The organism is Pseudomonas sp. REB1044 (assembly GCF_038813925.1).
In the GTDB taxonomy this organism is placed as follows: Bacteria; Pseudomonadota; Gammaproteobacteria; order Pseudomonadales; family Pseudomonadaceae; genus Aquipseudomonas; species Aquipseudomonas boreofloridensis.
In genome coordinates this window covers 3,410,909-3,436,459 of record NZ_CP046139.1, presented here as the reverse complement: position 1 = coordinate 3,436,459, position 25,551 = coordinate 3,410,909, and the positions used below count along the sequence as shown (strand labels likewise).

The following is a 25,551-nucleotide window of genomic DNA, read 5'->3' as shown; positions in this document are numbered from 1 at the left end:
GCTATCGGTCTAAACAGTCGCGAATTATTAAGGAGATGAACATGGGTAAAAAACGATGGGAGTGGACTTGTCATGTCTAGTGGGGTGTTTGTTGTCGGTGGGTTTTTGGCGGGGTTTGTCTATCAGCTAAAATGTAGTTAACAATGGCTGGGTTCTTTTAGATTATAGTTGTAGGCTCATAATCAAAAACGAACGCCAAAACTGATTGGAGCAGTGTTGTGTCAAGAATTCAAGCAGTGAGAGTTGAGGAGCGGCTAGTTGAGCTGCTGCCGGTAGGTATAAGTAGGCTTGGTAAGTTATTTGAGGTTGATAGCGTAAATTTACTGTTGGGGACTAATGGCTCGGGTAAAACCCGGATGTTGATGTCGCTCGCGAATGCTGTTGGTACTTCTCAAGATGACTCCGTCCAGTTTTACTTCCAAAACACTCCTAATGGAAACTATGAGCCGCCCCCTCCGTACAGTGAAGATGTTTGCGCTATTTATTTCTCGGCCTTGCCTTACAGGCGGAGACTTGTAAGGAGGCCAGGTGTTATAAATGCGTCTCCTACCATTAAGACATATACTGATAGTCGGCGGATAGAGCAGCTTGGCCAAGTTGCAAAAGTATTAAATGTCGATACTCGGCTGGTGGGTGTTTTCGGATATTCTAGAACTATATTCCGGGCCGTGCTTGTTCGTGTTCTGAAGGATTCTAAGGAGATTAATTCATCAGATCTAGAGCGTGCAATTAATGATCTTAATGGCTTGGAAGGTAGAATAATTTCCGCGGGAATAGATAGCTATAAATCCCTGGATATTGAAAGAGAGTATCTGTTAAGGAAGATCGAGGAGGTTTTGGAGTGGGAGATAGAGGCCAGGATTGGGAGAACTGACCGGTGTTTGTTTTTAGCTGCGTTGGAGTATATGCGATCAAAAGGGAAACGTTATGACGAAAACTCAGCGGCGCTCGCATTTTTTGGTCACATAGGTTTGGTTTCAGCGCCCACTAAAATATCGGCCTTTAAAATGTTGGAAGAAATAGTAGAAAATACTCGGGCCGTCCTGGAGAATTATGCTTTTAAGAATGACTTTGACTGGTCTCAAAGAGTTCAAGGGTTTCAAATCGATGGCATTGCCCAGTCGGAAATGGTTCGTCGTTATGAAACTCCTATAAGAATAGAATGGTCGAATTTGAGCTCAGGATTACACGCTTTAGTGGAACAATTTTCATTGCTCGACGAAGCAATAGGTAAAGCCGCTGCGCAGGGGCGTCTATCTATTTTGCTATTAATTGATGAGGGTGATGCTTATTTGCACTTGGATTGGCAGCGCAAGTATTTTTCTATGCTGAATAAGTTCCTTGGCGGTCTTAAGCGGAAGCACAGCATAAAAAACTTGCAGTTGATTATGGCGACACACTCTCCGTTGTTAGCGGCGGATATTCCTGGCGAGCTTGTTACTAGCCTTGACTCCAGCGCCGCTATAAACTCATTTGCAGCGCCTTTGGAGGAGGTAATTGCTGGGGCATTTGGCTCTAATTCTCTAGGTGCGTTTGCTGCTGACAAAATCAATGAAATTTACAAGCGGGCGAAAGAGCAAAGACTTACTAGCGAAGATCGTAATATGGTTGAGATTATTGGAGATGTAGCTATTAGATCTGCTTTGAAGCGGAGCTTTTGAAAGTGATCATAAATATTTCTGATATCTGGGATAGCGCCGCTGCCGATCACGCTGTATACCTCAATGCAGAAATTGATAAGGGAGTACAAGAGTTAACCGACTCATTTATTGATATTGCTGTTCGTGAGTTTTTGGAGTTCAATAGAAAGATAATAGTGTATGGGGCACCATTAGAACTGTCAGTGTGCATTGAGGATTATAAGCGTCGCTTCGATGGTGGTTTCATGCGCGAATGTGTCGATGAAAAGCTCAAGAAAATTTTTGACTTTTCGGAATTCTCAAAAAAATCATCGAAGCCTTGGACTGCCTATCACCTTTGTCTCCGGGCAAAATATAAGACATGCTGTTATTGTCATATGGTGGGAACGGGAACTTCCCTCCCTGATGAGGAGCTGAAGGGATACAGGCCGCCGATTGATCATTATTACACTAAGTCTGATTATCCCTTTCTGGCTCTAACTATTTCAAATTTCATACTTTGTTGTGAAAAATGTAATGGTAGTCAAATGAAGCATGCGGTTGATTTTGCGAAAACTATTCATCTAAATCCGTTGGTCGATGATGAGTCAATCGAGTTTGAGCTTCATCCTTTACCAGTGGCAGATGAGGAGATTGCTAAAGCTCTTGCTTTAGAGCTGCCATCTACCAGCTATCGCTTGACTGTCGAGGTCAAAAAAAATCACGCAGCATCTAATGCTTCTATTAGGACTTTTCAGTTAAAAAGTCGTTACCAGGATTATTCTGGTCAAGCATTTTATCTCGCAAGAAAAATGAAAGGCTACGCTGCGCGTCAATCTATGCTTGATGCGGCGTTGGATTTTCCGCTCACGTTGAATGATCATCTAGAATTTGAGCTGCAAGAGTACAAAAACTTTCCATATGGTAAGGTTAGGATATGTATTGCAAAGCAATATGGTGCGATACGAGATTGAGATTTTTCAGTTGGGCAGTACCGAGCGCACTGCCCAGTCGGCTCGCTCCTGATCACGGAGATGCTCGATCAGCCATCTCGATGACGCAGTGGAAGATTCGCCTTGTGCGGCCAGCTCTGCCCAGGCATCGGCCATGCCGTGCAGGCGTGAGTCTTTGAATTCCTCTGTGAGATCACGCATTCCGCACCTCCTCATCCGTGCTGCGCAGCCGGTCATAGCGCGCGGTATTGGCAACAGGGGACACCTTCAGTTGCAGGTTGGTTTGTACGCGATCCATAAACCCCACCTGCCCAACAGTGGGGGAACGGGTTACCGTGGCATCTCTGGCGAGCAGTTCCACGGTAGCAGCGCTTCGTAGTCTGCTACCGACGAGGCGTGCGGTAGCCGCTCTAGTACGTGGCGCAGCCACGTATAAGGCTCTTGGCCGTTGACCTTGGCGGTCTCGATCAGGCTGTAGATCTTCGCGCTGGCACTGGCGCCGTTGACGGTGTCGCTGAACAGCCAGGCCTTGCGCCCTATGACAAACGGCTTGATCGCTCTTTCGGCCGTATTGTTATCGATGGGCAAGTAACCCGCTTCGACATAGCGCTCCAGTCGACTCCAGTTGTTCGCCAGGTAATGCACTGCCTTGCCCAACGCACTTTGTGCGGTCACCTGCGACTGGGTTTTATCCAGCCAGCTTTTCAGTTGTGTCAGGATCGGCAGGCTTTTCTCCTGTCGACCAGCAAACCGCTGTTCATCACTGACGTCTTTGAACTCGCGCTCGATGCCGTACAGCTTGTTGATCATCGCCAGCGCGATATCAGCCCGTCCGGTTTTACCTTTGGGCTGCACTTTTTGCGCGTCCACGAACTTGCGTCGCGCATGGGCCATGCACGCCAGTCGCTCCACGCCCGGCTGCAACGCCAACGCGTTATAGCCGGCGTAATCATCAGTCATGACATAGCCACGGTAACTTTCCAGCAAGCGCAACGGCACCTCCTGCGCACGGCTGGACGTGTAATCAAACAGCACAACTTTTCGATCCGGTGGGCCACTGGCTTGCACCCACATCCAGGATTGGCTGGTCGGATCTCGATCCGGTTCTTTCAACACCTGTACACGGGTTTCATCGCAGTGAATCACTGGGCTTTCCAGCAACCGATCACGCATCAAATTAAGCAGTGGCTGGAAATGCTCGCTGCACTGGATCACCCAGCGTGCCAGCGTTTGCCGAGGGATATCGATACCGTGGCGGCTAAGTACCGTTTCAAACCGATGCAACGGTAAACCGTCGACATACTTGGTGGTCAGTAGCATGGCCAGCACGCTGGGGCTGGCCATGCTTTTCTCGATCAACTGGGCAGGCTTGTCGGCGGTGACCGGTGCGGCTTCACAGCCACGGCAAGCGTAGATCTTGCGGATATATTTGATGACCCGGATCTGCATCGGCACGATATCCAGTTGCTCACTGGTTTCTTCCCCGATGGCATGTTTGCGGCAACCGCAAGCACAGGTCAGTTCGTGTTCGGGCAGTTCGTGGATGACTTCGATACGCGGCAGATCGGCCGCCAACGGCTTGCGTTTGCCACGGCGTGGTGTCGGTGCGACAACTTCTTCATCGACGTCGCCAACCAACGGCATTGGCTCGCTTTCAGGCTCATTGAACAAGGCCAACTGTGGCGTGTTGGGTTCCACGGATTGCTCGGACTTGCGTCCAAACAAACGGTCACGCAACAGCTTGATCTGTTCTTTCAGGTCGACGATGTGAGTCTGATAAGCCTGAGTGGTTTCCTCCTGACGATTGAGGGCCTCAAGCAACAGTTGCTTAAGCAAAACAGGATCATCAGGAAGGTCATCGGGCAGAGAAATCATGGCCCGGATTATACCGGGTTACGCCACGTAGCGCGGCGTCAAAACCTGATGAGGACGATTACGCCAGAGGTCAAAACCGTCGAGCAGCCAGTTGAGTTCCTGGACGGTCAGAATGATCGCCTCGTCGGTGGCGTCAGGCGATGTTTTGAAACGCTCGGATTCGAGGCGCTTGAGCCAAAGGCAGAAGCCGTTTCGTTCCCAGTAGAGGATCTTCACGCGGTTGCGCGGCTTGTTGAGAAACACGAAAAGCACGGGGTCAAACACCGCCACTTTGATATCCAGTTCGACCAGAGCGGCCAGGCCGTCAATCGACTTTCGGAAGTCGACGGGCTTGGGGTAGAGATAGACTTTTTCGACTTTGGCGTCGGGTCGCATCATGACGGGGCTGGCTCCAGAAAGAGATCGGGAGCACAGCATTGGGGATCAACTTCGCGCTTTGAATGTGGGGTTCATGGAGCGGTTACGTTGGTTTCGACCGAGGGTGGTGCTTCACGGGCGGTCAGACGGGCCACGATATTGAGGATGTGGTCAGCGCTCAGGCTGCCAGATTCCAAAACCAGCTCAACCGCCACGAGGACGGCATCCAGGCCCGCGATGGGCACGGCGGCCAACACCTGGGTCATGACCCGATCACCCTGTAAATGCCGCCGCAGCCCGCGTCTGAGCAGGCGTAGGGGCTTGGGCAGATCGGCAAACGGGTCACCATTGCGTAGGGCTTCCGGTTTACGTTCAATGAGGGGGATGTAGTGTTGCCAGTCGTAGCTGACCTGATCGCGATCAAATAGCGCCTTCACGCGAGTCATACTTACATGTCCGTAGCTCATGGTTACAAACAAATAGAGGATGGAGCTCATGCCCATCCTCTCGAATAGCGTCTATCTATCGGGGACCTGGGCGATTCTTAGATGAGCTTCCTTCACGTTTTGAATCGCTGTCATCACCAGCGCTTAATGTGGAAGGGTTGTGTGGGGCTGGAGTTGCGTTGGATGCAGTTGCAGGTCGATTTCGATTGCGCTCGTCAATGAAGGGTTGCGCCCACGCTTCCAAGCTTTGAAAGTTCTCGAACGGCTGTCCATTGACATCCCCCAATAGTGAGGTGCCAAAGAGCATAATCGGAAGCGTTCCTCTACCTGTTGATCCGCCCCCACTCGTTCTGGTCCATAGTAACCACTCTAGATAAGGAAGAAACTCATCGCGACCCAATCCAGCTTTGTTCTGTGTTGCGTTGAAGGCTAAGTCTGTACCTTTCCAATGTTTCGGAGCGTCCAGCACAGATTTACGGTGATTGGGTGCATGCCATACGGCCTCACACAACGGGAGAGTTTGGCTGCGGCATACTAAATCCTCATAAACTCCATATTTAGTCTCTAAATTACCATTATACTGTTTCTTACCCCACATTGCGTAGTGGCATTGCTGGTGTACCTGAAGGATCTCAGAGTGTTTGAACAGGCCCTCGCATAAGATACATGCAGCTGGCTTGCGGTCTTCACTTTTCAAATCACCTAAACTTGATTTGAATTCGATTAAGAAAAATCGATCGTTGCTGGAAAACATTGCATCAGCGTTAAAGACGCGGTCGGCGCCATTGAGCGAAATTTTGAGTTCAACGGAATTGTTGCGCCGGCACGCCTGAAACAATTCGCCATGAAATACATCCACTACGCTTAATTCTCTACCTGACACCCTAGACCTCCTCAATTCAGGCGCCAACGATTGTGGCGCGATGTCGCAATGCTGTCACTGATTAGGGGAGATTTGTGCATTACTGTGCGTGAGGTTAATTCTGGCTACCACGGCGGCCCAGTTGTGCAGGGCCTCCAATTACGAGACCGAAGAGTCCAAGATGCCCAGTGTTGATTCTTGGTTTATGTCCGGGAGAGGACACGTAGTGTCTTAAGCCTATCGTGCACTTTTCAATCCAAATGGTGGAGCGTGCATTTTGGGCCCAGGCGCTAGTTTATCGTTGATTCTCGTCTCATCTAGAATTGATGTAAACGGCTGCGTTTGTGTAAGGGTCAAGGTCTCTGTGCGCGGAAAGTTTTTGCGTTGTTATGAATTAATTTGCAACTCTCCATAGAATGATGAGCGTCCGCTTGGTTCGATAATTGGTACTGCAGGCGAAGACAGTAGATGTTGCTCACGAGGTGTTAAACTGATCCTGTCCCAGGAAGTGGTGTAACTCATCATGGCTCTGGCCACTGAGTTTGCCGTTTAGTTGATCACAGCCGACAGCTTGGCCTGTGGATTATCGCTGACGGCCTCGAAGGTCTCCAACTGCATATTGCGCCGTTGCAGGCACCACTCGTCGTTCTGCTCCAGCAGCATCGCGCCTACCAGCCGCGTGATCGCTGGATCGTTGGGGAAGATACCCACGACATCGGTGCGGCGCTTGATCTCAGCGTTGAGCCGTTCCAGTGGGTTCGTGCTGTGCAGCTGCTGTCGGTGCGCTTTGGGAAACGCCATGTGCTCCAGCACTTCATCCTCGCAGCCGTCCATGAGCGTCGCGATCTTGGGATATTTTTCACGCAGTTGATCGGCGACCAGGCGCCACTGCTGATGACATTCGGCACGGCTGTCCTGGGCGAAAACCGTGCGCAGAAGCGCCGCCACCATGGTGCGCTGGCCCTTGCCGACATGGGCCATGGCGTTGCGCATAAAATGCACGCGGCAGCGCTGCCAGGTCGCGTTAAAGACCTTGGACACCGCCGCCTTGAGGCCTTCGTGAGCATCGGAGATGACCAGCTTTACGCCACGCAGGCCGCGCCGCATCAGGCTTCGCGGAAAATCCGTCCAGAACGGTTCTGCTTCTGAAGGGCCAACCCGCATGCCCAAGACCTCGCGGCCACCATCGGTGTTCACAGCCACGGCGATTATTACGGAGACCGAGACGATGCGCCCGGCCTCCCGCACCTTGACGTACGTGGCGTCAATCCAGAGGTAAGGCCAATCGCCTTCAAGTGGGCGATCAAGGAAGGCGTGGACGCGCTCATCAATTTCGCCGGCCAACCGTGATACTTGGCTCTTGAAGTTGCCGGTCATGCCCATGGCCTTGACCAATTCGTCCACAGAGCGCGTCGAAACGCCCTGGATATAGGCTTCCTGGATCACCGCTGCCATCGCTTTCTCGGCAGTGCGTCGAGGCTCAAGGAAGCCTGGAAAGTAGCTGCCTTGGCGCAGCTTGGGAATCTTCAGGTCAACATCGCCAGCGCGGGTTTGCCAGAGGCGATCCCGGTAGCCGTTTCGGCTGTTAGTACGGTCAGGGCTTTTGACATCGAAGCCGGCGCCGCACAGGCCTTCGACATCGAACTCCATCATGCGCTGGGCAACGAACTGGATCATTTGCTTGAGCAGATCAGCATCTGCCCCTTTCTCAACCAACTCGGTCAATGCGATAGTGGGCTTGGTCATCGTGGTTTCTCTGGTGAAGGTTAAGTCCGCAAACTCAACGTTAGCCAAGAACCACGATGACCATCCTCTTTCGCCCGCAGGGCGCCTTCGGCTGGTTCAGTTACACCACTTCCCGGGACACCATCGCCGACCCTATTGGCGGAGGCATGGAGGCATGGAGGCATAATAGCAGAGGTGGCCCGGCGGGGGATGCCTGAGGCGCAGCTGAACCTTTCAGTACGACACTCACCATTGGCATGAATGCAGTAGTCAAGTGGGCTGCTGGTCAGTTGTGGAGCTGACATAATGTGAGCCAGGAATGAGCTGCACCGACAATTGAGCGGTTACCTGCCAGAAGTCGATGCGCGCTTCTCGCGAGACAAGCGCTCTTGTCGTGACCAATAATTCCCATTGCTTTTAACCGCATCGCGGATTTCGCGGCGCAAAGGACCCGCGAAAGATGACTGAGAACATCAAGAAAACAGCAATCCCAGCCTCAGGCTACATCTATCAGAACCGGCAAGGGCTGCGGGTGTTGTGCGATTGGCTGGATGCACCGAATCGCTACGTAAAGATTAAGTTCGAGTGTGACGTTGGGGCGGATGCGCCGTCTGCTTTGGACGACATCGTGATCGAGCGCACGGATGGACTGCAAGATCTCATGCAGGTCAAGTTCACGCCAAACCCTGATGCACATGCGCTCTCCTGGGATTGGCTGCTTGAGAAATCCGGTAAGACGGAGCGATCCCGGTCGATGTTGAGGAAGTGGTTTGACGCGTATAGGTCGCTAGATCCTTCACGCATTGGCGAGCTCTCGCTGCTAACCAACCGGCGGCCGGATGCCGAGATCGAAGCTTGTCTCGCCAAGGGGAAGATTGATTTTTCCAAGGTTGCTAAACAGAGGTGCGCAGCGCTAATTACTGAATTAGGCGGCGACAAAAGCTGCGAGGAGTTTTTCGGCCGGCTGCTGATCATACACAGCGACAAGGGCTACAAGACCCTTGAACATGAGATTGACTCTCGGTTGCGCGCGCATGGTACGCCCGAGGGTATCGCCGTCCTCAAGAATGTCGCCCTGAACTGGGCCGTGCAGAAAAATTCTCCGCCACCGGCAGGTTGGATCACATTGCCGGACCTTTACGCGATTCTCCAGGCAACGCCGCCGGCACCACTGCCAGAGGACTTCGCGGTTCCTAGGGGCTATGAGGTTCCCGACGCGGATTTCCACGCCGCTTTCGTTGACGACACGCTGCATTCAGCAGGCAAGGCGATCGTCCTGACTGGTCCGCCTGGTCGCGGTAAAAGCACATACCTCAGCGCCCTGTGCGACACCCTCGCAGATATGGACGTTCCAACGATCCGCCACCACTATTTTCTATCGACAACGGAGCGTGGGCGGGATCGCATTCACAGCTACATCGTGGAGGAGTCTATTCGATCCCAGATCGAACGATTTCATCCTGAAGCCCCCCGACCGGCTGGTCTACGCGCGCTTTTGGAATCCACCGCTGCGCACTATAAGGCTCTCGAAAAGCCCTTCGTTCTGATCTTGGATGGCCTAGACCACGTTTGGCGCATTAACGCCGAGGACAAACAGCCCCTTGATGACCTGTTTGCGCAGTTGGTGCCATGCCCCGAGAATCTTGTGCTGCTCGTTGGCACTCAGTCGGTAGATGACGCTCAACTGCCGACAGACCTTCTTATTGTGGCTCCAAAGGCAAGCTGGAAGACGCTTCCCGTTATGTCCAGCGACGCTGTCCTTTCCTACCTGTGGCAGGCAGTGAAGGCCGGTCGGCTGAGCACGGGTTTCGAGCCAGCAGAAATCGATGGATTGGAGGTTGTTGAGGTGTGTGAGGGTGCTGCCGCGCACCATTCTGTTGCAGAAGCGGAGCTGCAGAGGGCTGCGGCCGCTCTTCGCATTAGAACCAACGGCCACCCACTGCACATCATCTACGCTACCTCCGCCTTGGTGCTTGCTGGTGGCAAGGCAACACGGTGGGACGTCGAACAGCTCGCCGGAGACCTGAGTCAGGACGTGAAGTTTTACTACGGGTCACTTTGGGAGCGACTATCACCCAGCCTGAAAGATGCGCTGCGACTGATGTGCGCCTTCCCGTTCTTCTGGCCGCGGGCTGCGTTCGGCGAGATCGCGACCGCAATGAAGCTGGCTGTGCCCGAGATCCAAAAAGTGGAGCATTTGCTTCACTCGTCGGCCGCGGGTCTGAAGGTTTTCCATGAGAGTCTGGCTGTGTACGTGCGGTCAACTGATGGTTACGTCGATCGCATTGTGGAGTTGCGGCCAGAGGTCGCGCGTTGGCTTGATATCTCTGCGCCCAAGGCATTGCGGGTCAACTGGCTTTGGACGGTGCAGGCGCAGCTCGGTGATCCAACCCAGCTGATCGCTGGCCTGACGCGAGACTGGGTGCTACTGCGGCTGGAAGAGGGCTATCCGCAATCTCTGTTTGACACGCTAATCACTGACGCCTTGGTTGCAGCGCTAAACCGGGCTGAGTTTGGGCAGGCATATCGACTCCAGCACTTGAGGGCCCGCATGGTTGAGGGCAGTCAGTACCAAATGCAGGATGAAGACATGGCCCGGTTGGTTTCTTACACGTGGGCACTGGCGCCGGACGACGGGGTGCTCCGCGAGGCTATTGCTTCTAGGCACGAGACAGATATCAAACTTGTGGCGGCACTGGGGCTGGCGCTGCGAGCACGCGGTGACCATATCGTGGCTCAGGTCTGTGGCGAGGAAAGCTTACGGCGCTTTCGCGGGGCGAGTCGGTTCTCGAATGAATACGCCACGGGCAACGGCTTGGATGCTTTCAGATTCTTGGCGGATGCATTTGCGCGTTTAGGCGCGGTTGGGGCGACACAGGAAGAACTCGAGCAGCTCGTGACACGAGTGCACCCAGAGGCGTGGTTGCCGCGCGTACGGTTGATGGCTAGGGATGGGTTAGTGGACGAGCTGATGTCGCTCGCTGCTTCTATGGGTGACGGCCGGAGCAAGTCCGTGGTCAGCGATGCCTGCCTCCGGGCCGCAGCTCAGGTCAATGTAAGCATCGTTGAGCGCCCCGACTTCAATACACTTGCCACAACATCGTTCGTAGCTGCCATGGAGGCGGCTCACACGCGGACCGCGACGACCTTAGGCGCAGCGATCCCAATCGATTGGCTGGGGCTCGACTACCGCGAGCGCAAGCTGGACCTTGCAAGGCTGGTGCACCACTGGTTCTTCAGCACTGTGCATTTGGCTTTGTGCATGGCCGCGGATGGGCAGACCCAGTTCAGTTTTGCACGGGCACCTGTCTATGCCGACCGAGAGAACGTCACGACCTTCTTGAACGGGCTCTCGGGCGTCGCCGCTCAAGTGGCTCTTCACTGGTGGCGTGGTGAGTTCGTGGACTTCCATGAGCTTTACGAACTGATGGACTCCGTGGAATTCCGACATTTTCGACAAAGCCATGACTGGCAATCGGCGGCCGACGACTTCCGGGCATCTTTGCATCGCGTGGCCTGTGATGTTCAGCTGGGCAGCATCCTGTTGGGTCATCCAGTAGAGGCTGAGCTGACGGAAGTAACGGTGACCGCGGCGGGTACTTTCAAATGGTTTGACGCCGCATCCTTCTGTGAGCAATACGTCGCTGGGCTACTGACGAAGATGTCCGATGAGGCCGCATTGACCTTTGTGCGATCGCAACACGAGCTGTTCGACGCGGAGGTCCGCCAAGAGACCAGTGTGCATTTGCAGAAGCCACTGCAGTTGTGTGGAATCGCAGTCGCCCACGGTTTGGTGGATCCAGCGCGCAAATTATGCCGGCAGACCTGGGAGCTGGCATCGGGCTTCTCGCATCGCAAGGATCCTACGCTGAATAACACCCTCGATGCGATTGGATACCTGGTTGAAGTCTCACCTAATGAGGCGCGTCGTCTGCTGGCGCAAATCTCCTCCCAAGTCCAGTCGGTGCTGGACTACACCGATGGCAGTGGCACCCGGCATGTGCTTACCAAAGCTGATGCGCTGCTGGGCAAGCTAGCGCCGGCCGCGCTAGTGGCTAAGTACGAAGAACATGTAAATGCTGGGGAATGGTTTGAAGCTGAAAACTGTCTGGGTGCCTATATAGAGCAGGGTGTGAAAGCTGGATGGCCGCTTGATGCGCTGATGCGCACTGGCTTGCACCCGAAGATTAGCGCTGTGCTGCATCGTCTTGCCGAGAAGGGAGTTACTGGTGCCACAGAGCGTTTACAGGTAATCAATGCTCATGCAGGGTGGGATGTCGGCGTGCTGTGTCGCGAGGAGCATGCGGGTTCGAGTATGAATCGCAAGCCCTTCGATGGTGATGTCTCGGCGTTTGAGCCTGAACAGCTGAAGGCCTTGCTTGATAAGTTATCGGGCGGTTCCTTCGATAAGGATGCGGCACTTGTGGCTTGGTACAGGCACTGGGAGGCTAAAGGCCAGGGGAAGCGGTTACTCGAAGCGCTCGATGACTCGCTCTTGTCCGGCCAAGGTCGAGGAGGTGGCCTGCTTGACCTCTCCGGTCACGCCTTCCATACCCGCCGCAAGCTAAGCGGGCCGAATGCAGCCTGGAAGTACCTCGTTAGCGCGCAGATCAACAGCGGCGCCTGGATTGGATACATGGAGCGCGAGGAGAAGACGTTCGCCCGACTGGACCTTGTGGCCAAGTACTATCCGAGTCGGTGTGACGAGTTCGTGATTGATACAGCATATGCCATGTTCGGTGAGCCAGAGCGACCGCGTTTCGCGCCGGGCGAGGCCATGGTCTACTTCTACGTGAAGCAGGGTCGCATTGATGAGGCAGTCGCGTTCGCCCAAGTCATGGTCGACTGTGTGCTCGAAGACACCCGAACCCTCCCGTTAAATATTCCGCGCTGGGGGGGCGAACTGGCTGCGGCAGGCGCTCAGGGGGAGATGGATGAGCTTCGATTACTCATTGCTCGTCTCGGATGGCCCATACCGGCTGTCCGGTGGTGGACCATTCAGGAGCTAGCGACTAGGCTGGGCGACCCTGCGACTACGGCTGAGACCGAGGCCGCGCTACTGCCATTGCTGCATTCGCGCAAACTTGAGGCGGAAGTCGTGGAGGTGCTGTGCATATTTTGGACGGCTGCAGGCGCGAATGGCTACGCTCCGAATGTCGAGCTACCAGCGCACGCGCCGAAGCCGTCACTTCTGTCCAATTTATTTATCGAGACGCTCGGTTTCGCGGCGCAGGCGCTCGATATGGACCTCAAAGTGGCGCCTAATGACTTCGAAACTCCAGTTGATTTCGAAGGTGTGCAGGGTGTGGATCTGGCCAGTATTTTCCGGAACACACTGGCCAGGCTTGAGTTTCGGACCAAACTCCCACTAATTCGGCAGATGGCGTTCGAGTGGGCTCAAAATCAGGCGACCTATCCTGACTCTCCCCTGCAGGCAGACCTTTGGCACTTTGCTCGGGCGCTGGGCGACGGTTTCGTTGGTCCTTACTCCTCCCGCGCCGCCCTTCGGGCAATCTCAGCCTATCTACGCACATTGGCGGTAGCGGAACGGTTGTGGGGATTGCCGTCTGCCGTTGTGCGTCATCACTCGCTGCTGGCGTTGCCCATTAATCCAACGCTCGCTGCACTAAGGTCGTCGCGTCCAGCATGGGTGCCAGTACAGAGGGACTTCAGCGGATCCACCAAAGCGATCGAAGGATGTCTGCGAAATATCGTCGATCGCGTCGCGGCCGAGCGCCCCGGCGATGAGCTGATTGCGTTGAGCACTCCCGTCGAGATGACGATGGAGCGCTGCGTAGAAGTGTCATTGGTGCGCTGGATGCAGGCCGGAGATAGTGAGGTGGCGGACCCAGATCTGGCTGTACATCTTGATTACTTCTGGCGCGACATGCCGGTGGTGCCGAGCTTGACCACGAAACCACTCGACAGGAAGACCTGGTTGGGGCCCGTTACTGTTGATCAGTTGCTGGACGATCCGTCAGCGTCGTTACCTTTGGCCGGGCGGATTGATCTTGATCGCATGGGGTATCTGCAACTGAACTTCTATCCATCTAAAGTCTTCGTGCCGACACTCCATGGGGCTGTTCAAGCCGAGATGCGTCAAGTGGGCAGCTTGCTTGAATTCCTCAAAAATGAACAAGTGATGGCTGACTATGTTCACTGGAATGCGGGCTGGGGTCCTGTTCGACCTGGAGCGCTGAGTGGAGCCTGCGGTGCAGCCTTGGTGTCGCGCGGAACGACCTATCGTGAGTTTCCGGCCGCCAAAGGACAGGTTGCTCGATCGTTCTATCTCTGGCAGGTTCGCCTGCTTCACCGGAACTACCCGCATGACGCTTATGAAGAAAGCCTGCAGAGCGGCGTGTTCTTTGTCTGATTTGCCGCCGTCTCAGCGTTCAGTGCACAGCGGCGGCGATAACAGACGGTGCCATATCGACTCTAATTGCGGCGCGGGTGGCTGCGTCTACTCGATTGAGCCCCGTAGCTAGCGAAAGCTTTTGGTCGAAAGTAGTCAGTAGCGAGGGGCTGCTTCCGGCCAAGACCAACCTTTTGTGTAGCGCAGCTAACGTCGACCGGCGTTCCAGACTTCTGCATCAATTCCTGTCAGATACTGGGACTTCTGCCATGGGGGTATGTTGTCAGCTTTTGCTCTAAGCCAAGCCGCGCCTGATTCTGATTGGCGGCAGGCATTGGCCTGTCACCTTCACAGAAAGCTCAGATTTCACCAGCAGTGGCAGCTCTACGACGCCTCTCTCTTTCCACGAGTGAATCGCCTTGGCCTAGGCATCGCCGTGTCTACGACGTGTGTGCTAAGCAAGACGACACACCAGAAATAGTATGTTTGCACCTGGGGCCCTAATATCAGTACAACAAGAAGCTGCTGCGCGAGATTGATCGTCGGGTCCGCTATCTGCGCAAACGTCTCGAGGACGTCAAAGTGGTGAGTTATTCGCCACAACAGGAGGGGCGCGTGTTCTTTGGCGCCTGGGTCGAGATCGAGAATGACGAGGGGCAGACCCTGGCGTTTCGTATCGTCGGCTACGACGAGATCCATGGCCGCAACGACTATATTTCCATCGATTCGCCCATGGCCCGTGCTTTGCTTAAAAAGGAGGAGGGCGACGAGGTGCGAGTGCGTACCCCAACCGGTGATGCGACCTGGTACATCAATCGCATCCACTATGGCGCGACCTGAGCACGCCATGGCGGAGGGTGGTCAGGTGTCTCGCAACACGCTCAAGGGTGATGCATTGAGCGCACGCCGGGTGCCGAAGACGCCGGCGGCGCCCACCAGCAGTGCGCCGATCAGTGGCAGCACCAGTAGCCACGGATGCGGTGCCCATTGCAGGTTAAAGGCGTAGCGGTACAGCCCCCAACTGATCAGCTCGCAGCCCAGTGCTGCCAATACACCGCTGGCCGCGCCGAGCAGGCCGAACTCGATGCGCCGGGCCTTGACCAGTAGGGCGCGTCCGGCACCGAGTGCGCGCAGCAGGGCGCCTTGGCGAATGCGCTCGTCCAGAGTGGCCTGTAATCCAGCGAGCAGTACCGTCACACCCGCCGCCAATACGAACAGCAGAACGTACTCTACAGCCAGGGTGACCTGGGCCAGGATGCTGCGCAGTTGCCCCAGCAGTGCATCGACCTGCAGCAGGGTCACGGCCGGGAAGGCGCGTGACAGTGCGACCACTTCAGCATCGTGGCCTGGCGCGAGGTAGAAGCTGGTCAGGTAGGTGGCTGGCAGTCCTTGCAGCGTACCCGGCTGGAAGATCATGTAGAAATTGGGCTGGAAGCTGTCCCAATGTACGGTCCGCAGGCTGGTGACCTGTGCCTGACGTTGCTCGCCCCGATATCGAAGGTCAACAGGTCGTTAAGTTCCAGGCCCAGGCTGGCAGCCAGATCGGCTTCGACCGACACGCCGGGAGGCCTGTTATCGGGGGGTGATGATTGCCACCAAGTGCCGTCGACTATGGCATTGCCCTGGGGCAGATTGGCGGCCCAAGTCAAGCTCAGATCACGCTGTACGGCCCGCTCCCCAGCAGAGTCCTTGCTCACCCGTTGCTGGACCGATTGCCCGTTGATCTGCGTGAGCCGGCCTGGCATGACGGGATACAACGGGGCGGATGTGGCGTTGAGTTCGCGTAACCGCTGAGTAAACGGCTCGCAGTCGTCCGGCAGAATGTTGAGGGCGAAGTGATTGGGCGCGTCTTCGGGCAACTGGGCCTGCCAGTTGTCGAGGAGCTCCGCGCGCAGCAGTGCGATCAGCGCCATGGCCAACAGTATCAGGCCGAAGGCGAGTGCCTGTCCGGCGGCGGCCAGCGGGTGACGCAGCAGTTGACCCAGGCCCAGTCGCCAGGCAAGCGGGGCGGCGGACAGCATTCGCCTCAGGCTGCGCAGGGCCAGCAGCAAAAGGCCGGCGAGCAGGGCTGCGGCCACGATCCCGCCGCCGAGCAGGGCGAATGTCAGGATCAGGTCGAGGCTCAGCCGCCACATGATCAGCCCCAGAGCAAACAGTGCGGCGCCGTACACCAGCCAACTGCTGGGCGGGGTGGGTAGCAGGTCGCGGCGAAGGACGCGTAGGGGCGGGACCCGTCCCAGCGCGGCCAAAGGTGGCAGAGCGAAGCCGGCCAGCGCGACCAGTCCGGTGCCGATGCCAGCCAGCGCCGGCGCAAGATTGCCGGAAGGGACCGCACTGGGCAGTAGCCCTTGCAGCAACGCGAACAGCCCAAGTTGTGCCAGCCAGCCCACCCATGCACCGCTCAGCGATGCGACCAGGCCCAACACGGCCAACTGCAGTGAAAAAAGGCCCAGTGCCTGGTGGCGTGACAAGCCCAGGCAGCGAAGCAGGGCGCTGGTATCGAGACGGCGAGCGGCGTAGCGGCTGGCTGACAGCGCCACTGCCACGCCGGCCAACAACACCGCCACCAGGCTGGCCATGTTCAAGTAACGCTCGGCGCGACCAAGAGCACCACCGATCTGACGATTGCCATCACGGGTATCGAGCAATCGCTGGTTGGCGGCTAACTGCTGCTCAATTGCCTGGCGATAGCTTTCCAGCGCTTGGGGCTCGCCGCGCCAGAGGTCGCGATAGGTAACCCGGCTGCCCGGTTGGATCACTCCAGTGGCCTCCAGATCGGCCATGTTCATCAGCACGCGCGGGGTAAGGCTGTAGAAATTGCCGGCACGATCCGGCTCGTACGTGAGCACACGGGTCATGCGCAGGGGTTTCATGCCCACGTCGATGCTATCGCCGAGTGACAGCCCGAGCGCCGTCAACAGGCGCGCTTCTACCCACGCCTCACCCGGCGCAGGGCTACCTCCTGGGCTTTCGCTGCCGTAAGACGTGGCTGCGCTGCGCAGCTCGCCGCGCAAGGGGTAGGCCGAGTCGACAGCCTTGATGCTGGAGAGCTGGATGCCTGCTTCGGCGGCCACCACACTGCTGAACTCAACCACGCGGGCGTGCTGAAGACCGCGTGATGTACCCGCGTCGAGTTGCTCGATTCGGATGGGGGAGGAGCCCTGCAGCACCAGGTCGGCTGCGAGGAATTCGCTGGCCCGCAGTTGCATGGCGCTGTTGAGGCGAGCGCCGAAGTAAGCGATGGCGGTGCTGGCTGCTACTGCCACCAGCACCGCCAAGAACAGCACTCGCACTTCGCTCGCGCGCGCATCGCGCAGCAGTTGGCGCAGGGCCAGCGTGCACAAGTGCTTGACCGACAGGCGGGTCATTGAGGCGCCTGCGGCACGACGAGGCGACCGGCCTCGAGGTGGATCAGGCGGCGGCACCGCTTGGCCAGGCGCTCGTCATGGGTCACCAGGACCAGGGTGGTACCACGCTCGCGGTTCAGCTCGAACAGCAGATCACTGATGCGCTCGCCGGTCTGGCTATCGAGGTTTCCGGTGGGCTCGTCAGCGAACAGTACCGCCGGATGTGCAGCAAAAGCCCGTGCAATCGCCACCCGTTGTTGTTCGCCGCCGGACAGTTGCCGAGGTGTATGACTCATTCGGTGGCCCAGGCCGACCCGATCAAGCAGGGCGCCCGCTTGTTCCCGTGCGTCGCGACGACCGTCGAGCTCCAGGGGTAGCATCACGTTTTCCAGGGCGTTGAGGCTGTCCAGAAGCTGAAATGACTGGAACACGAAGCCGACATGCTCGGCGCGCACCTGGGCGCACTGGTCCTCGTCCAGTGCGCCGAGGTCGTGGCCGGCCAGCAGTACATTGCCCCCGCTGGGCCGATCAAGACCGGCGAGCAGTCCGAGCAGGGTCGACTTGCCGGAGCCGGACGCGCCAACGATCGCCAGGCTGTCCCTTGGCTGAGATCCAGCGACAGGGGGTGGAGGATGGTAAGGTCGCCTTCCGTGCTCGAGACCACTTTGCTAAGGTTCTGCGCAACGAGAATGCTGGGGCTCATGGAGAATCCAATGCGAATGTGGTGGTTGAGCGCCGGTCTGGCCCTGTGCGGTCTGGCTCAAGGCGCGACGGCGGGGACGGTGCTGATTGTCGGCGATAGTATCAGCGCAGGTTTTGGCCTGGATACCCGCCAGGGCTGGGTCACGCTGCTGCAGCAGCGCCTGCATGACGAGGGATTCGCTGATCAAGTGGTCAACGCGTCGATCAGTGGTGACACCAGTGCCGGGGGGCAGGCGCGGCTACCGGCGCTGCTTGCGGCGCACAAGCCGGATCTGGTGGTGCTCGAGTTGGGCGGTAACGATGGGCTGCGGGGACAGCCGCCGCAGCAATTGCAACAAAATCTTGCATCAATGATCGATCGCTCGCGGGCCGCGGGTGCCAAGGTGGTATTGCTGGGCATGCGTCTGCCACCCAATTATGGTGTGCGCTATACCTCCGCATTCGCTCAGGTCTATGAGCAGTTGGCTAGCGACAAGAAGGTGCCCTTGGTGCCGTTTTTCCTCGAGGGCGTCGGTGGCGTCCCGACGTTGATGCAGGCCGACGGTATCCATCCGGCCGAAGGCGCCCAGCAGCGCCTGCTGGACAATGCATGGCCGACGATAAAACCCATGCTCTGACGCTTTCAACGGGGAACGCTTTCGGCTAATGTTGCGCCCCCGTTTCGAGTGCCCGCGATGCCCCGCCCCGCCTGGTCCCTGTACGCCTATCAACTGATCGAGCCCGACGAGCAATTGGATCTGTTCGCGTGTCAGGAGGTGCGTGTTCATCTCGCCGCGCGTCAACTCGAACTGGGTGCTCCAGCCGACCGCACCTTGTGTGGCGGATTGCTGCCAGCGCAGCCGCGCTGGTCTTCGGTGCAGCGTACGGTCTATCGCGATGAGCGCCTTTGCCCTTTGTGCCGCGCAATCCTCGATGCCCAGCGGCGGGGCACCCGGCCGGTGTGGCCCGAGCTCTGAGCACGCCTTTCATCATTTGTCATTCTTGCGTACCCGGCCGATGCCTCCCCTCGGCAACAGCCGAGTGTACAATCGAACCTCTTGAACCCTCTGTCGAAGGATTTACCGGATGCTGCCGCGCTTTACCGCCATCACCCGTTGCCTGTCCCTGGCTGCCCTGCTGATGGCCGGTCCCGCCGTCGCGCTGGAGCTGCCACTGCCACCGCCCGGAGAAGATGTCGTCGGCCAGGTGCGCACGATCAAGGCCAAGTACGAGGATACCTTCGCCGACATCGGCACCGCCAACGACCTGGGCTACCTGGAAATGATCGCGGCCAACCCCGGTGTCGATCCCTGGCTGCCGGGTGCCGGTACAGAGATCATCCTGCCGACGCGCTATATCCTGCCACCGGGGCCGCGCGAAGGGATCGTCATCAATCTGGCCGAGTACCGCCTTTATTACTACCCTAAAGGGCAGAATGTGGTGTACACCTTCCCGCTGGGTATCGGTCGTGAGGGCTGGGGCTCGCCAGTGGCCAATACCAAGATTACCGCCAAGACGCCCAACCCTACCTGGACCCCGCCAGCCTCCATCCGTGCCGAGCACGCCGCTGACGGGGATATCTTGCCCGCCGTAGTGCCGGCCGGCCCCGACAACCCACTGGGGCCCTTCAAATTCACCCTGGGCCTGCCGGGCTATCTGATTCATGGGTCGAACAAGAAGTTCGGCATCGGTATGCGCACCAGTCATGGCTGCTTCCGCATGCTCAACAACAATGTGGTCTCGCTCTCGGAGATGGTCCCTGTGGGCACGCCGGTGCGCATCATCAACGAACCCTACAAGTTCGGCGTGAGCGGCGGTAAGGTGTACCTGGAGGCGCATACGCCCTTGGACGAGCAGGGCAATCCTTCGGTCGTGGACAAGCACACGGCTGTCATCAATGCATTGCTCAAGCGCGAAGATCTCGCCAACAATCTGCGCATGAACTGGGACATGGTGCGCGACGTGGTCGCCGCCGAAGATGGTATCCCTGTCGAGATCGCTGTACCCGGCACGGGCCAGGGTGGCACCTCGATGGTGTCCGAAATTCCGCCCGAGATTCAGTAGCCGTAGCGATGTCTAGCCAGGCCCGCCTCATGGCGTGCTTTCTTCATCCTGAGCTTCTGTGTCGGCGGATGGACGCGCATAAAAAAGCCGACCCACGAATGGGTCGGCTTCTCAATAATCCGTGAGGACTATTACTTGCGGCTGGCTTTGTCCAGCATACGCAGAGCGCGCTCGTTGGCTTCGTCAGCGGTCTGCTGAGCCTTCTGAGCGGCGGCCAGAGCGTCGTCAGCCTTACGATAGGCTTCGTCAGCACGGGCTTGAGCGCGAGCAGCTGCGTCTTCGGTCGCAGTCAGACGAGCTTCGGTTTCTTTGGATACGCTGCTGCAACCGGTAGCCAGAACTGCGGCCAGAGCCAGAGCAGAGAATTTCAGAACGTTGTTCATCGTGTTCCCCTTCAAGGACTTTCTATTAAATAGCCATCTCTCGGAAAAGAGAAACTGGCCGGCGTACATACTACCCATTACTTGTAGTAAGTAAACTGACTGAGCGCAAGAAGCTTAAAAAAATGTTGCCAGAAGCCCCGTATGGCAAGCCTTGCGATGAAGTTGACGCTGCTGATCCATCCGCCTCTCAGCGCTGCCCCAAGAAACTTTTCGTTGAACTAAGGGTGACTTGCACGGTCTTGCAGCGTCTCAGGTACTAGAGCATCCGGCTGGCAGTTTGGTATTGATCAATGCCTGTCAGGCGATCCTTCTGCGCGCCTTTGTTAGTCTGCATGGCTTGAGCAACGGCGCCTTGTCCGCCTACTATCTACCGCATCAGCGACCGCGAACGATTGCCAATGCGTAGTGGTCGGAGTGGCATTGGGTGGCGTCGAGCGCGCTCCGCCGGATAAATCATCGTTCAAGGCCAAGGTCTGCCATAAGGCCTGCGAGGAGTAGTGATGAGTGAAGCGCTGACCATCCACCATGACCAAGTCGGTCATCAGTTCGAGACCAACGTGGACGGTCATCGTGCTTATCTCACCTACATGGATCTGGGCAAGCAGACGCTCGATATTTATCGCACCTTCGTTCCAAACGCGCTGCGCGGACGTGGCATCGCCGCCGCGTTGACGGAGAAAGCGCTGGAGTATGCCGAGCAGATGGGATACACCGTGATTCCCTCATGTTCCTATGTCGAACGCTACATGGAGCGTCAGCAGCGGCATTCCAGCAAGGCCTGATCGGCTTACACCTACGAAAACGCCGGGCAATTGCCCGGCGTTTTCGTAGGTGTTCCGTCACTGCGATGCATCAGCCACGCTGACGTTTTGGCAGTACGTCCTTGAGTTTGGCGTGCATGCTGCGCAGGCTTTTCTCGGTCGCGGCCCAATCGATGCAAGCATCGGTTACGGAGACGCCGTACTGGAGATCTTCCAGGTTTTTCGGAATCGCCTGACAGCCCCAGTTCAAATGGCTTTCCACCATCAGGCCGATGATCGACTGGTTGCCCTCGAGGATCTGGTTGGCCACGTTGTCCATGACCAGAGGCTGCAAAGCAGGGTCTTTGTTGGAGTTGGCATGGCTGCAGTCGACCATGATATTGGGCTTGATCTTGGCTTTGGCCAGATCCTGCTCGCACAGCGCCACACTGACCGAGTCGTAGTTGGGCTTGCCATTGCCGCCGCGCAGTACCACGTGGCCATAGGCGTTGCCTTTGGTGGTGACGATGGAGACGCCACCTTCCTGGTTGATGCCCAGGAAGCGGTGCGGCTTGGAGACCGACTGCAGGGCATTGATCGCAACGGTGAGGCCGCCGTCCGTGCCGTTCTTGAAGCCGACCGCCGACGACAGTCCCGAGGCCATTTCACGGTGGGTCTGGGATTCAGTGGTGCGCGCGCCGATGGCCGACCAACTGATCAAGTCCTGCAGGTACTGGGGTGAGATCGGGTCCAAGGCTTCGGTGGCGGTGGGCAGGCCCATCTCGGCCAGGTCCAGCAGCAGCTTACGACCGATGTGCAGACCGTCCTGGATCTTGAATGAGTCATCCAGGTACGGGTCGTTGATCAGACCTTTCCAGCCAACAGTGGTACGAGGTTTCTCAAAGTACACGCGCATGACCAGATAGAGCGTGTCGGACACTTCTTCGGCCAGCACTTTGAGGCGCTCGGCATACTCATGGGCAGCCTTGATGTCGTGGATGGAGCACGGGCCGATCACGACGAACAGGCGGTGATCCTTGCCGTCGAGGATGTCGCGTACCACTTCGCGGCCAGCCGTCACTGTCTGCAGGGCCTTGGCGCTGAGCGGGATTTCTTTCTTCAGCTGATCGGGGGTGATCAGGGTCTCGTTGGAGGCAACGTTGAGGTCATCGATCGGTAAATCAGCCATCGTGTTACTCGTCAGGTCACGGGTGCCGGCCGCCAGCAAACCCCGTGCGGCCCAGCAGCAGATTGTTCGCAGCGGGGGAGCCGAACCTTAGCGCGTTACGTCGGGCGCGACAATGGCCATGGCCCTGTCCAGGAGGATTAACCCTGGCGACGGAGACGCTCGGTATAGTGGCGCGATCAAACGACGGTCGCTGTCTGCAGGCATGCGGTCGAGCAGACTTCGCCTGGACAGGAGGGCAGCATGGTTTCCCGCACTATACGCATCGGCATCATCGGTAGCGGTGCAATCGGTGGCTTCTATGGATTGATGCTGGCCCGCGCTGGTTTCGATGTGCACTTTCTGTTGCGTAGCGAGTACGCGGTGGTGCAAAAGGATGGGCTGAGTATCGATAGCGCCCTCCATGGAGCACTGCACATGAAGGTGCAGGCCTACGCTTCGGCTGGCGACATGCCGCCCTGTGACTGGCTGCTGGTCGGCGCCAAGGCCACCAGTAATGCCGAGCTGGCGCCGCTGCTCGTCCAGGCCGCAGCACCCGGTGCCCGTGTCGTATTGCTGCAGAACGGACTGGGCGTCGAGGAGCAATTGCGCCCTGCGCTGCGCGACGACATGCATCTGCTTGGCGGGCTGTGTTTCATCTGCGTGAATCGCCAGGCGCCCGGGGTCATTCGCCATCAGGCGCTGGGTGCGATCAATCTGGGCTACCACAGCGGCCCGGATGGCGTTGATGCTGGCGTAATCGCTGCTGAAGGCGCTGAGCTGTTCCGCGCCGCAGGGGTTGATTCGCAGCCGATGGACGACGTTGGCCAGGCGCGCTGGCAGAAATTGGTGTGGAATGTGCCTTACAACGGACTCTCAGTACTGTTGCAAGCCAGCACCAAAGCACTGATGAGCGATCCAGACAGCCGTGAGCTGGTGCGCGCGCTGATGCACGAAGTAGTCATCGGGGCTCAGGCCTGTGGGCAGGTTTTACCTCAGGGCTATGTCGAGCACCTGTTGCGCGTGACCGATCAGATGCCCGATTACTGGCCGAGCATGTACCACGATCATGTTCATCGCAGACCGCTGGAACTGCAGGCGATCTATGCCGAGCCACTGGCCCGTGCGCGACAGGCCGGTTGTCATTTACCGAGGATCGAATCCCTGTACCAGGCGCTGACGTTCATCGACCGACGTAACCGCGCCGACTGAGCGACTTCCGCAACTCGGCCCGCGACGGCGAGACGCTGCCGTGCAGGCGCTGCTAAGCTCAAGCGTGCTCTGCCCGCCGAGGCAGTCGAGGAGGCCGTATGATCCGCTCCATGCTGTACGCCACCGATCTTGGCGTCTACGCGCCTTTCGTCATGCAGCATGCTCTGGCCCTGGCACGCACGTTCGAGGCGCAGTTGTATGTGATCCACGCTGTCGAGCCGATGGGCCAGTTCGCCGAATCGCTCCTGCAGAGCTACCTCGATGAGCAGACGCTCGAGCGGTTGCACTCCCAGGGAGTGAATACGGTCATGGCCAACATAGAGCAGCGTGTGCTGGAAAGCTTTCGCGACGAGCTGGGCGAGGATGCTGACCTGGCCGTGATCAAGGCTGTGCGCGTGCGTCAGGGTGATCCGGCGCAAGTCATTCTGGAGCAGGCCCAGCGTCTGGCGGTTGACCTGCTGATCTTCGGCAGTCACGCCGAGGGCGCAGGGGTCGACGTGCCGATTGGAAGGACTGCGGTGCGGCTGCTCCAACTATCGCCTGTACCGGTGTATATGGTGCCGTTGGCTCAACACCTGGGTCGTAGGAAAGGCTGAAACTGGCAGTAGGTCTTTTCCGTCAGACGTAACAAAATAGTTCTAGATTTCTTCATCTGACCACTAATATAGTTATAACTCGTCGCTGCCAGCAGCCGGTGAGCTACCGCTGATCCGAGGGAAACCTATGAAGCTTCAACAACTGCGCTACATCTGGGAAGTGGCGCACCATGACCTCAACGTCTCCGCCACTGCGCAGAGTCTTTACACCTCCCAGCCGGGGATCAGCAAGCAGATCCGCCTTCTGGAGGATGAGTTGGGGGTCGAAGTCTTCGCCCGCAGCGGCAAGCACCTGACCCGCGTCACGCCGGCCGGTGAGCGCATCATCACGACTGCCGGTGAAATTCTGCGCAAGGTCGAGAGCATCAAACAGATCGCCCAGGAGTTCTCCAACGAGAAGAAGGGCACGCTGTCGATCGCCACCACCCACACTCAGGCGCGCTATGCGTTGCCACCGGTGATCAGCAATTTCATCAAGCAGTACCCTGAAGTGTCCTTGCACATGCACCAAGGCTCGCCGATGCAGATCGCCGAGATGGCGGCCGATGGCACCGTCGATTTCGCCATCGCCACCGAAGCGCTGGAGTTGTTCGGCGACCTGATCATGATGCCCTGCTACAAGTGGAATCGTTGCGTCGTGGTGCCTCAGGGGCACCCGCTTACCAAGCTGCCCAAGCTCACCCTCGAGGCGCTGGCCGAGTACCCCATCGTCACTTATGTGTTTGGTTTCACCGGTCGCTCGAAGCTGGACGAGGCGTTCAATCATCGCGGTCTGACGCCGAAGGTGGTGTTCACGGCGGCCGACGCTGATGTGATCAAAACTTACGTACGCTTGGGCCTGGGCGTGGGCATCGTGGCCAAGATGGCGGTCGATGCGAAGCTTGACAGCGATCTGGTCTGCCTGGACGCCAGCGAGTTGTTCGAAGCCAGCATCACCAAGATTGGCTTCCGTCGCGGCACTTTCCTGCGCGGCTTCATGTGCGACTTCATCGAAAAGTTCGCCCCGCACCTGACCCGCGAGGTGATGGCCAAAGCCATCCAGTGCCACAACAAGCAGGAGCTCGAGGCCCTGTTCGAAGGCGTCGAGCTGCCGGTGCACTAGAACGGTAGCTGCAAGCTATAAGCTTTGAGCTTCATGAAAGAGCAGACCATGTGTGGTCTGCTCTTTTTGCTT

General features: G+C 57.4%; 16 protein-coding genes and 5 pseudogenes. 11 read left to right on the top strand and 10 right to left on the bottom strand.

Annotated elements, in window-relative coordinates; translation table 11 throughout:
- Positions 1-218: 218 nt before the first annotated feature.
- Positions 219-1,661, top strand: a complete 1,443-nt coding sequence (locus GKC70_RS15775) for a hypothetical protein (RefSeq protein ID WP_342649230.1) — start codon at positions 219-221, stop codon at positions 1,659-1,661.
- A 2-nt stretch (positions 1,662-1,663) separates the two neighbouring features.
- Positions 1,664-2,593: a hypothetical protein gene (locus tag GKC70_RS15770; RefSeq protein WP_342649229.1), complete on the top strand. Its 930-nt coding sequence runs from the start codon at positions 1,664-1,666 to the stop codon at positions 2,591-2,593.
- A 9-nt stretch (positions 2,594-2,602) separates the two neighbouring features.
- On the opposite strand, the pseudogene GKC70_RS15765 reads toward GKC70_RS15770, so the two are convergent.
- The 6 genes and pseudogenes from GKC70_RS15765 to GKC70_RS15740 all read right to left on the bottom strand — a co-directional run.
- A pseudogene (locus GKC70_RS15765) lies at positions 2,603-2,773 on the bottom strand (ATP-binding protein); the annotation flags it as partial.
- Between the two features lie 129 nt (positions 2,774-2,902).
- Positions 2,903-4,447: an IS66 family transposase gene (locus tag GKC70_RS15760; protein ID WP_342649228.1), complete on the bottom strand. Its 1,545-nt coding sequence runs from the start codon at positions 4,445-4,447 to the stop codon at positions 2,903-2,905.
- Between the two features lie 18 nt (positions 4,448-4,465).
- On the bottom strand, positions 4,466-4,825 hold the full coding sequence (gene tnpB / locus GKC70_RS15755) for an IS66 family insertion sequence element accessory protein TnpB (RefSeq protein WP_029614001.1): 360 nt from the start codon (positions 4,823-4,825) through the stop codon (positions 4,466-4,468).
- An 83-nt stretch (positions 4,826-4,908) separates the two neighbouring features.
- Positions 4,909-5,208, bottom strand: a pseudogene (locus GKC70_RS15750) (IS21 family transposase); the annotation flags it as partial.
- Between the two features lie 118 nt (positions 5,209-5,326).
- A complete protein-coding gene (locus GKC70_RS15745) occupies positions 5,327-6,133 on the bottom strand; it encodes a hypothetical protein (protein ID WP_342649227.1) in 807 nt (268 codons plus the stop codon).
- A gap of 528 nt (positions 6,134-6,661) precedes the next feature.
- Positions 6,662-7,858, bottom strand: a complete 1,197-nt coding sequence (locus GKC70_RS15740) for an IS256 family transposase (RefSeq protein ID WP_342649226.1) — start codon at positions 7,856-7,858, stop codon at positions 6,662-6,664.
- Positions 7,859-8,297: 439 nt separating this feature from the next.
- Between GKC70_RS15740 and GKC70_RS15735 the strand changes: the two genes are divergently transcribed.
- Entirely contained in the window at positions 8,298-14,210 is a 5,913-nt protein-coding gene (locus GKC70_RS15735) for an ATP-binding protein (protein WP_342649225.1), read from the top strand.
- A gap of 483 nt (positions 14,211-14,693) precedes the next feature.
- A pseudogene (gene greB, locus GKC70_RS15730) lies at positions 14,694-15,029 on the top strand (transcription elongation factor GreB); the annotation flags it as partial.
- A 21-nt stretch (positions 15,030-15,050) separates the two neighbouring features.
- On the opposite strand, the pseudogene GKC70_RS15725 reads toward greB, so the two are convergent.
- Both GKC70_RS15725 and GKC70_RS15720 read right to left on the bottom strand, forming a co-directional pair.
- A pseudogene (locus GKC70_RS15725) lies at positions 15,051-17,557 on the bottom strand (ABC transporter permease).
- A pseudogene (locus GKC70_RS15720) lies at positions 17,554-18,239 on the bottom strand (ABC transporter ATP-binding protein). The pseudogenes GKC70_RS15725 and GKC70_RS15720 overlap by 4 nt, the downstream one beginning before the upstream one ends.
- Positions 18,240-18,249: 10 nt before the next feature.
- Between GKC70_RS15720 and GKC70_RS15715 the strand changes: the two are divergent.
- From GKC70_RS15715 to GKC70_RS15705, 3 genes are all read left to right on the top strand, one after another.
- A complete protein-coding gene (locus tag GKC70_RS15715) occupies positions 18,250-18,855 on the top strand; it encodes an arylesterase (RefSeq protein ID WP_342649224.1) in 606 nt (201 codons plus the stop codon).
- Between the two features lie 57 nt (positions 18,856-18,912).
- Positions 18,913-19,194, top strand: coding sequence for a hypothetical protein (locus GKC70_RS15710; RefSeq protein ID WP_039576600.1), 282 nt, complete (start codon positions 18,913-18,915; stop codon positions 19,192-19,194).
- Between the two features lie 109 nt (positions 19,195-19,303).
- A complete protein-coding gene (locus GKC70_RS15705; RefSeq protein ID WP_342649223.1) occupies positions 19,304-20,281 on the top strand; it encodes a L,D-transpeptidase family protein in 978 nt (325 codons plus the stop codon).
- A gap of 131 nt (positions 20,282-20,412) precedes the next feature.
- Here the strand turns inward: GKC70_RS15705 and oprI are convergent, their stop codons facing one another.
- Complete coding sequence (gene oprI, locus GKC70_RS15700) at positions 20,413-20,664, bottom strand: outer membrane lipoprotei OprI (protein WP_003259780.1); 252 nt, start codon at positions 20,662-20,664, stop codon at positions 20,413-20,415.
- Positions 20,665-21,164: 500 nt separating this feature from the next.
- Between oprI and GKC70_RS15695 the strand changes: the two genes are divergently transcribed.
- On the top strand, positions 21,165-21,446 hold the full coding sequence (locus GKC70_RS15695) for a GNAT family N-acetyltransferase (protein WP_029613543.1): 282 nt from the start codon (positions 21,165-21,167) through the stop codon (positions 21,444-21,446).
- Between the two features lie 70 nt (positions 21,447-21,516).
- On the opposite strand, the gene GKC70_RS15690 is transcribed toward GKC70_RS15695, so the two are convergent.
- Positions 21,517-22,593, bottom strand: a complete 1,077-nt coding sequence (locus GKC70_RS15690; RefSeq protein ID WP_039576648.1) for a 3-deoxy-7-phosphoheptulonate synthase — start codon at positions 22,591-22,593, stop codon at positions 21,517-21,519.
- Between the two features lie 240 nt (positions 22,594-22,833).
- On the opposite strand from GKC70_RS15690, the gene GKC70_RS15685 reads away from it, so the two are divergent.
- The 3 genes from GKC70_RS15685 (at position 22,834) to cysB (ending at position 25,479) form a co-directional block, all read left to right on the top strand.
- Entirely contained in the window at positions 22,834-23,781 is a 948-nt protein-coding gene (locus GKC70_RS15685; RefSeq protein WP_342649222.1) for a putative 2-dehydropantoate 2-reductase, read from the top strand.
- 98 nt (positions 23,782-23,879) lie between these two features.
- The gene (locus GKC70_RS15680; protein WP_029613546.1) at positions 23,880-24,377 is read left to right on the top strand and encodes a universal stress protein; all 498 of its coding nucleotides are present in this window, start codon (positions 23,880-23,882) and stop codon (positions 24,375-24,377) included.
- Between the two features lie 127 nt (positions 24,378-24,504).
- Entirely contained in the window at positions 24,505-25,479 is a 975-nt protein-coding gene (gene cysB, locus GKC70_RS15675; RefSeq protein ID WP_029613547.1) for an HTH-type transcriptional regulator CysB, read from the top strand.
- Positions 25,480-25,551: the final 72 nt, after the last annotated feature.

Coding starts and splice junctions, on each gene's coding strand:
- GKC70_RS15740 (WP_342649226.1), bottom strand. CDS start 7,858: ATGACCAAGCCCACTATCGCATTGACCGAGTTGGTTGAGAAAGGGGCA.
- GKC70_RS15695 (WP_029613543.1), top strand. CDS start 21,165: ATGAGTGAAGCGCTGACCATCCACCATGACCAAGTCGGTCATCAGTTC.
- GKC70_RS15715 (WP_342649224.1), top strand. CDS start 18,250: ATGCGAATGTGGTGGTTGAGCGCCGGTCTGGCCCTGTGCGGTCTGGCT.
- GKC70_RS15705 (WP_342649223.1), top strand. CDS start 19,304: ATGCTGCCGCGCTTTACCGCCATCACCCGTTGCCTGTCCCTGGCTGCC.
- cysB (WP_029613547.1), top strand. CDS start 24,505: ATGAAGCTTCAACAACTGCGCTACATCTGGGAAGTGGCGCACCATGAC.
- GKC70_RS15680 (WP_029613546.1), top strand. CDS start 23,880: ATGATCCGCTCCATGCTGTACGCCACCGATCTTGGCGTCTACGCGCCT.
- GKC70_RS15735 (WP_342649225.1), top strand. CDS start 8,298: ATGACTGAGAACATCAAGAAAACAGCAATCCCAGCCTCAGGCTACATC.
- GKC70_RS15710 (WP_039576600.1), top strand. CDS start 18,913: ATGCCCCGCCCCGCCTGGTCCCTGTACGCCTATCAACTGATCGAGCCC.
- GKC70_RS15760 (WP_342649228.1), bottom strand. CDS start 4,447: ATGATTTCTCTGCCCGATGACCTTCCTGATGATCCTGTTTTGCTTAAG.
- tnpB (WP_029614001.1), bottom strand. CDS start 4,825: ATGATGCGACCCGACGCCAAAGTCGAAAAAGTCTATCTCTACCCCAAG.
- GKC70_RS15685 (WP_342649222.1), top strand. CDS start 22,834: ATGGTTTCCCGCACTATACGCATCGGCATCATCGGTAGCGGTGCAATC.
- oprI (WP_003259780.1), bottom strand. CDS start 20,664: ATGAACAACGTTCTGAAATTCTCTGCTCTGGCTCTGGCCGCAGTTCTG.
- GKC70_RS15690 (WP_039576648.1), bottom strand. CDS start 22,593: ATGGCTGATTTACCGATCGATGACCTCAACGTTGCCTCCAACGAGACC.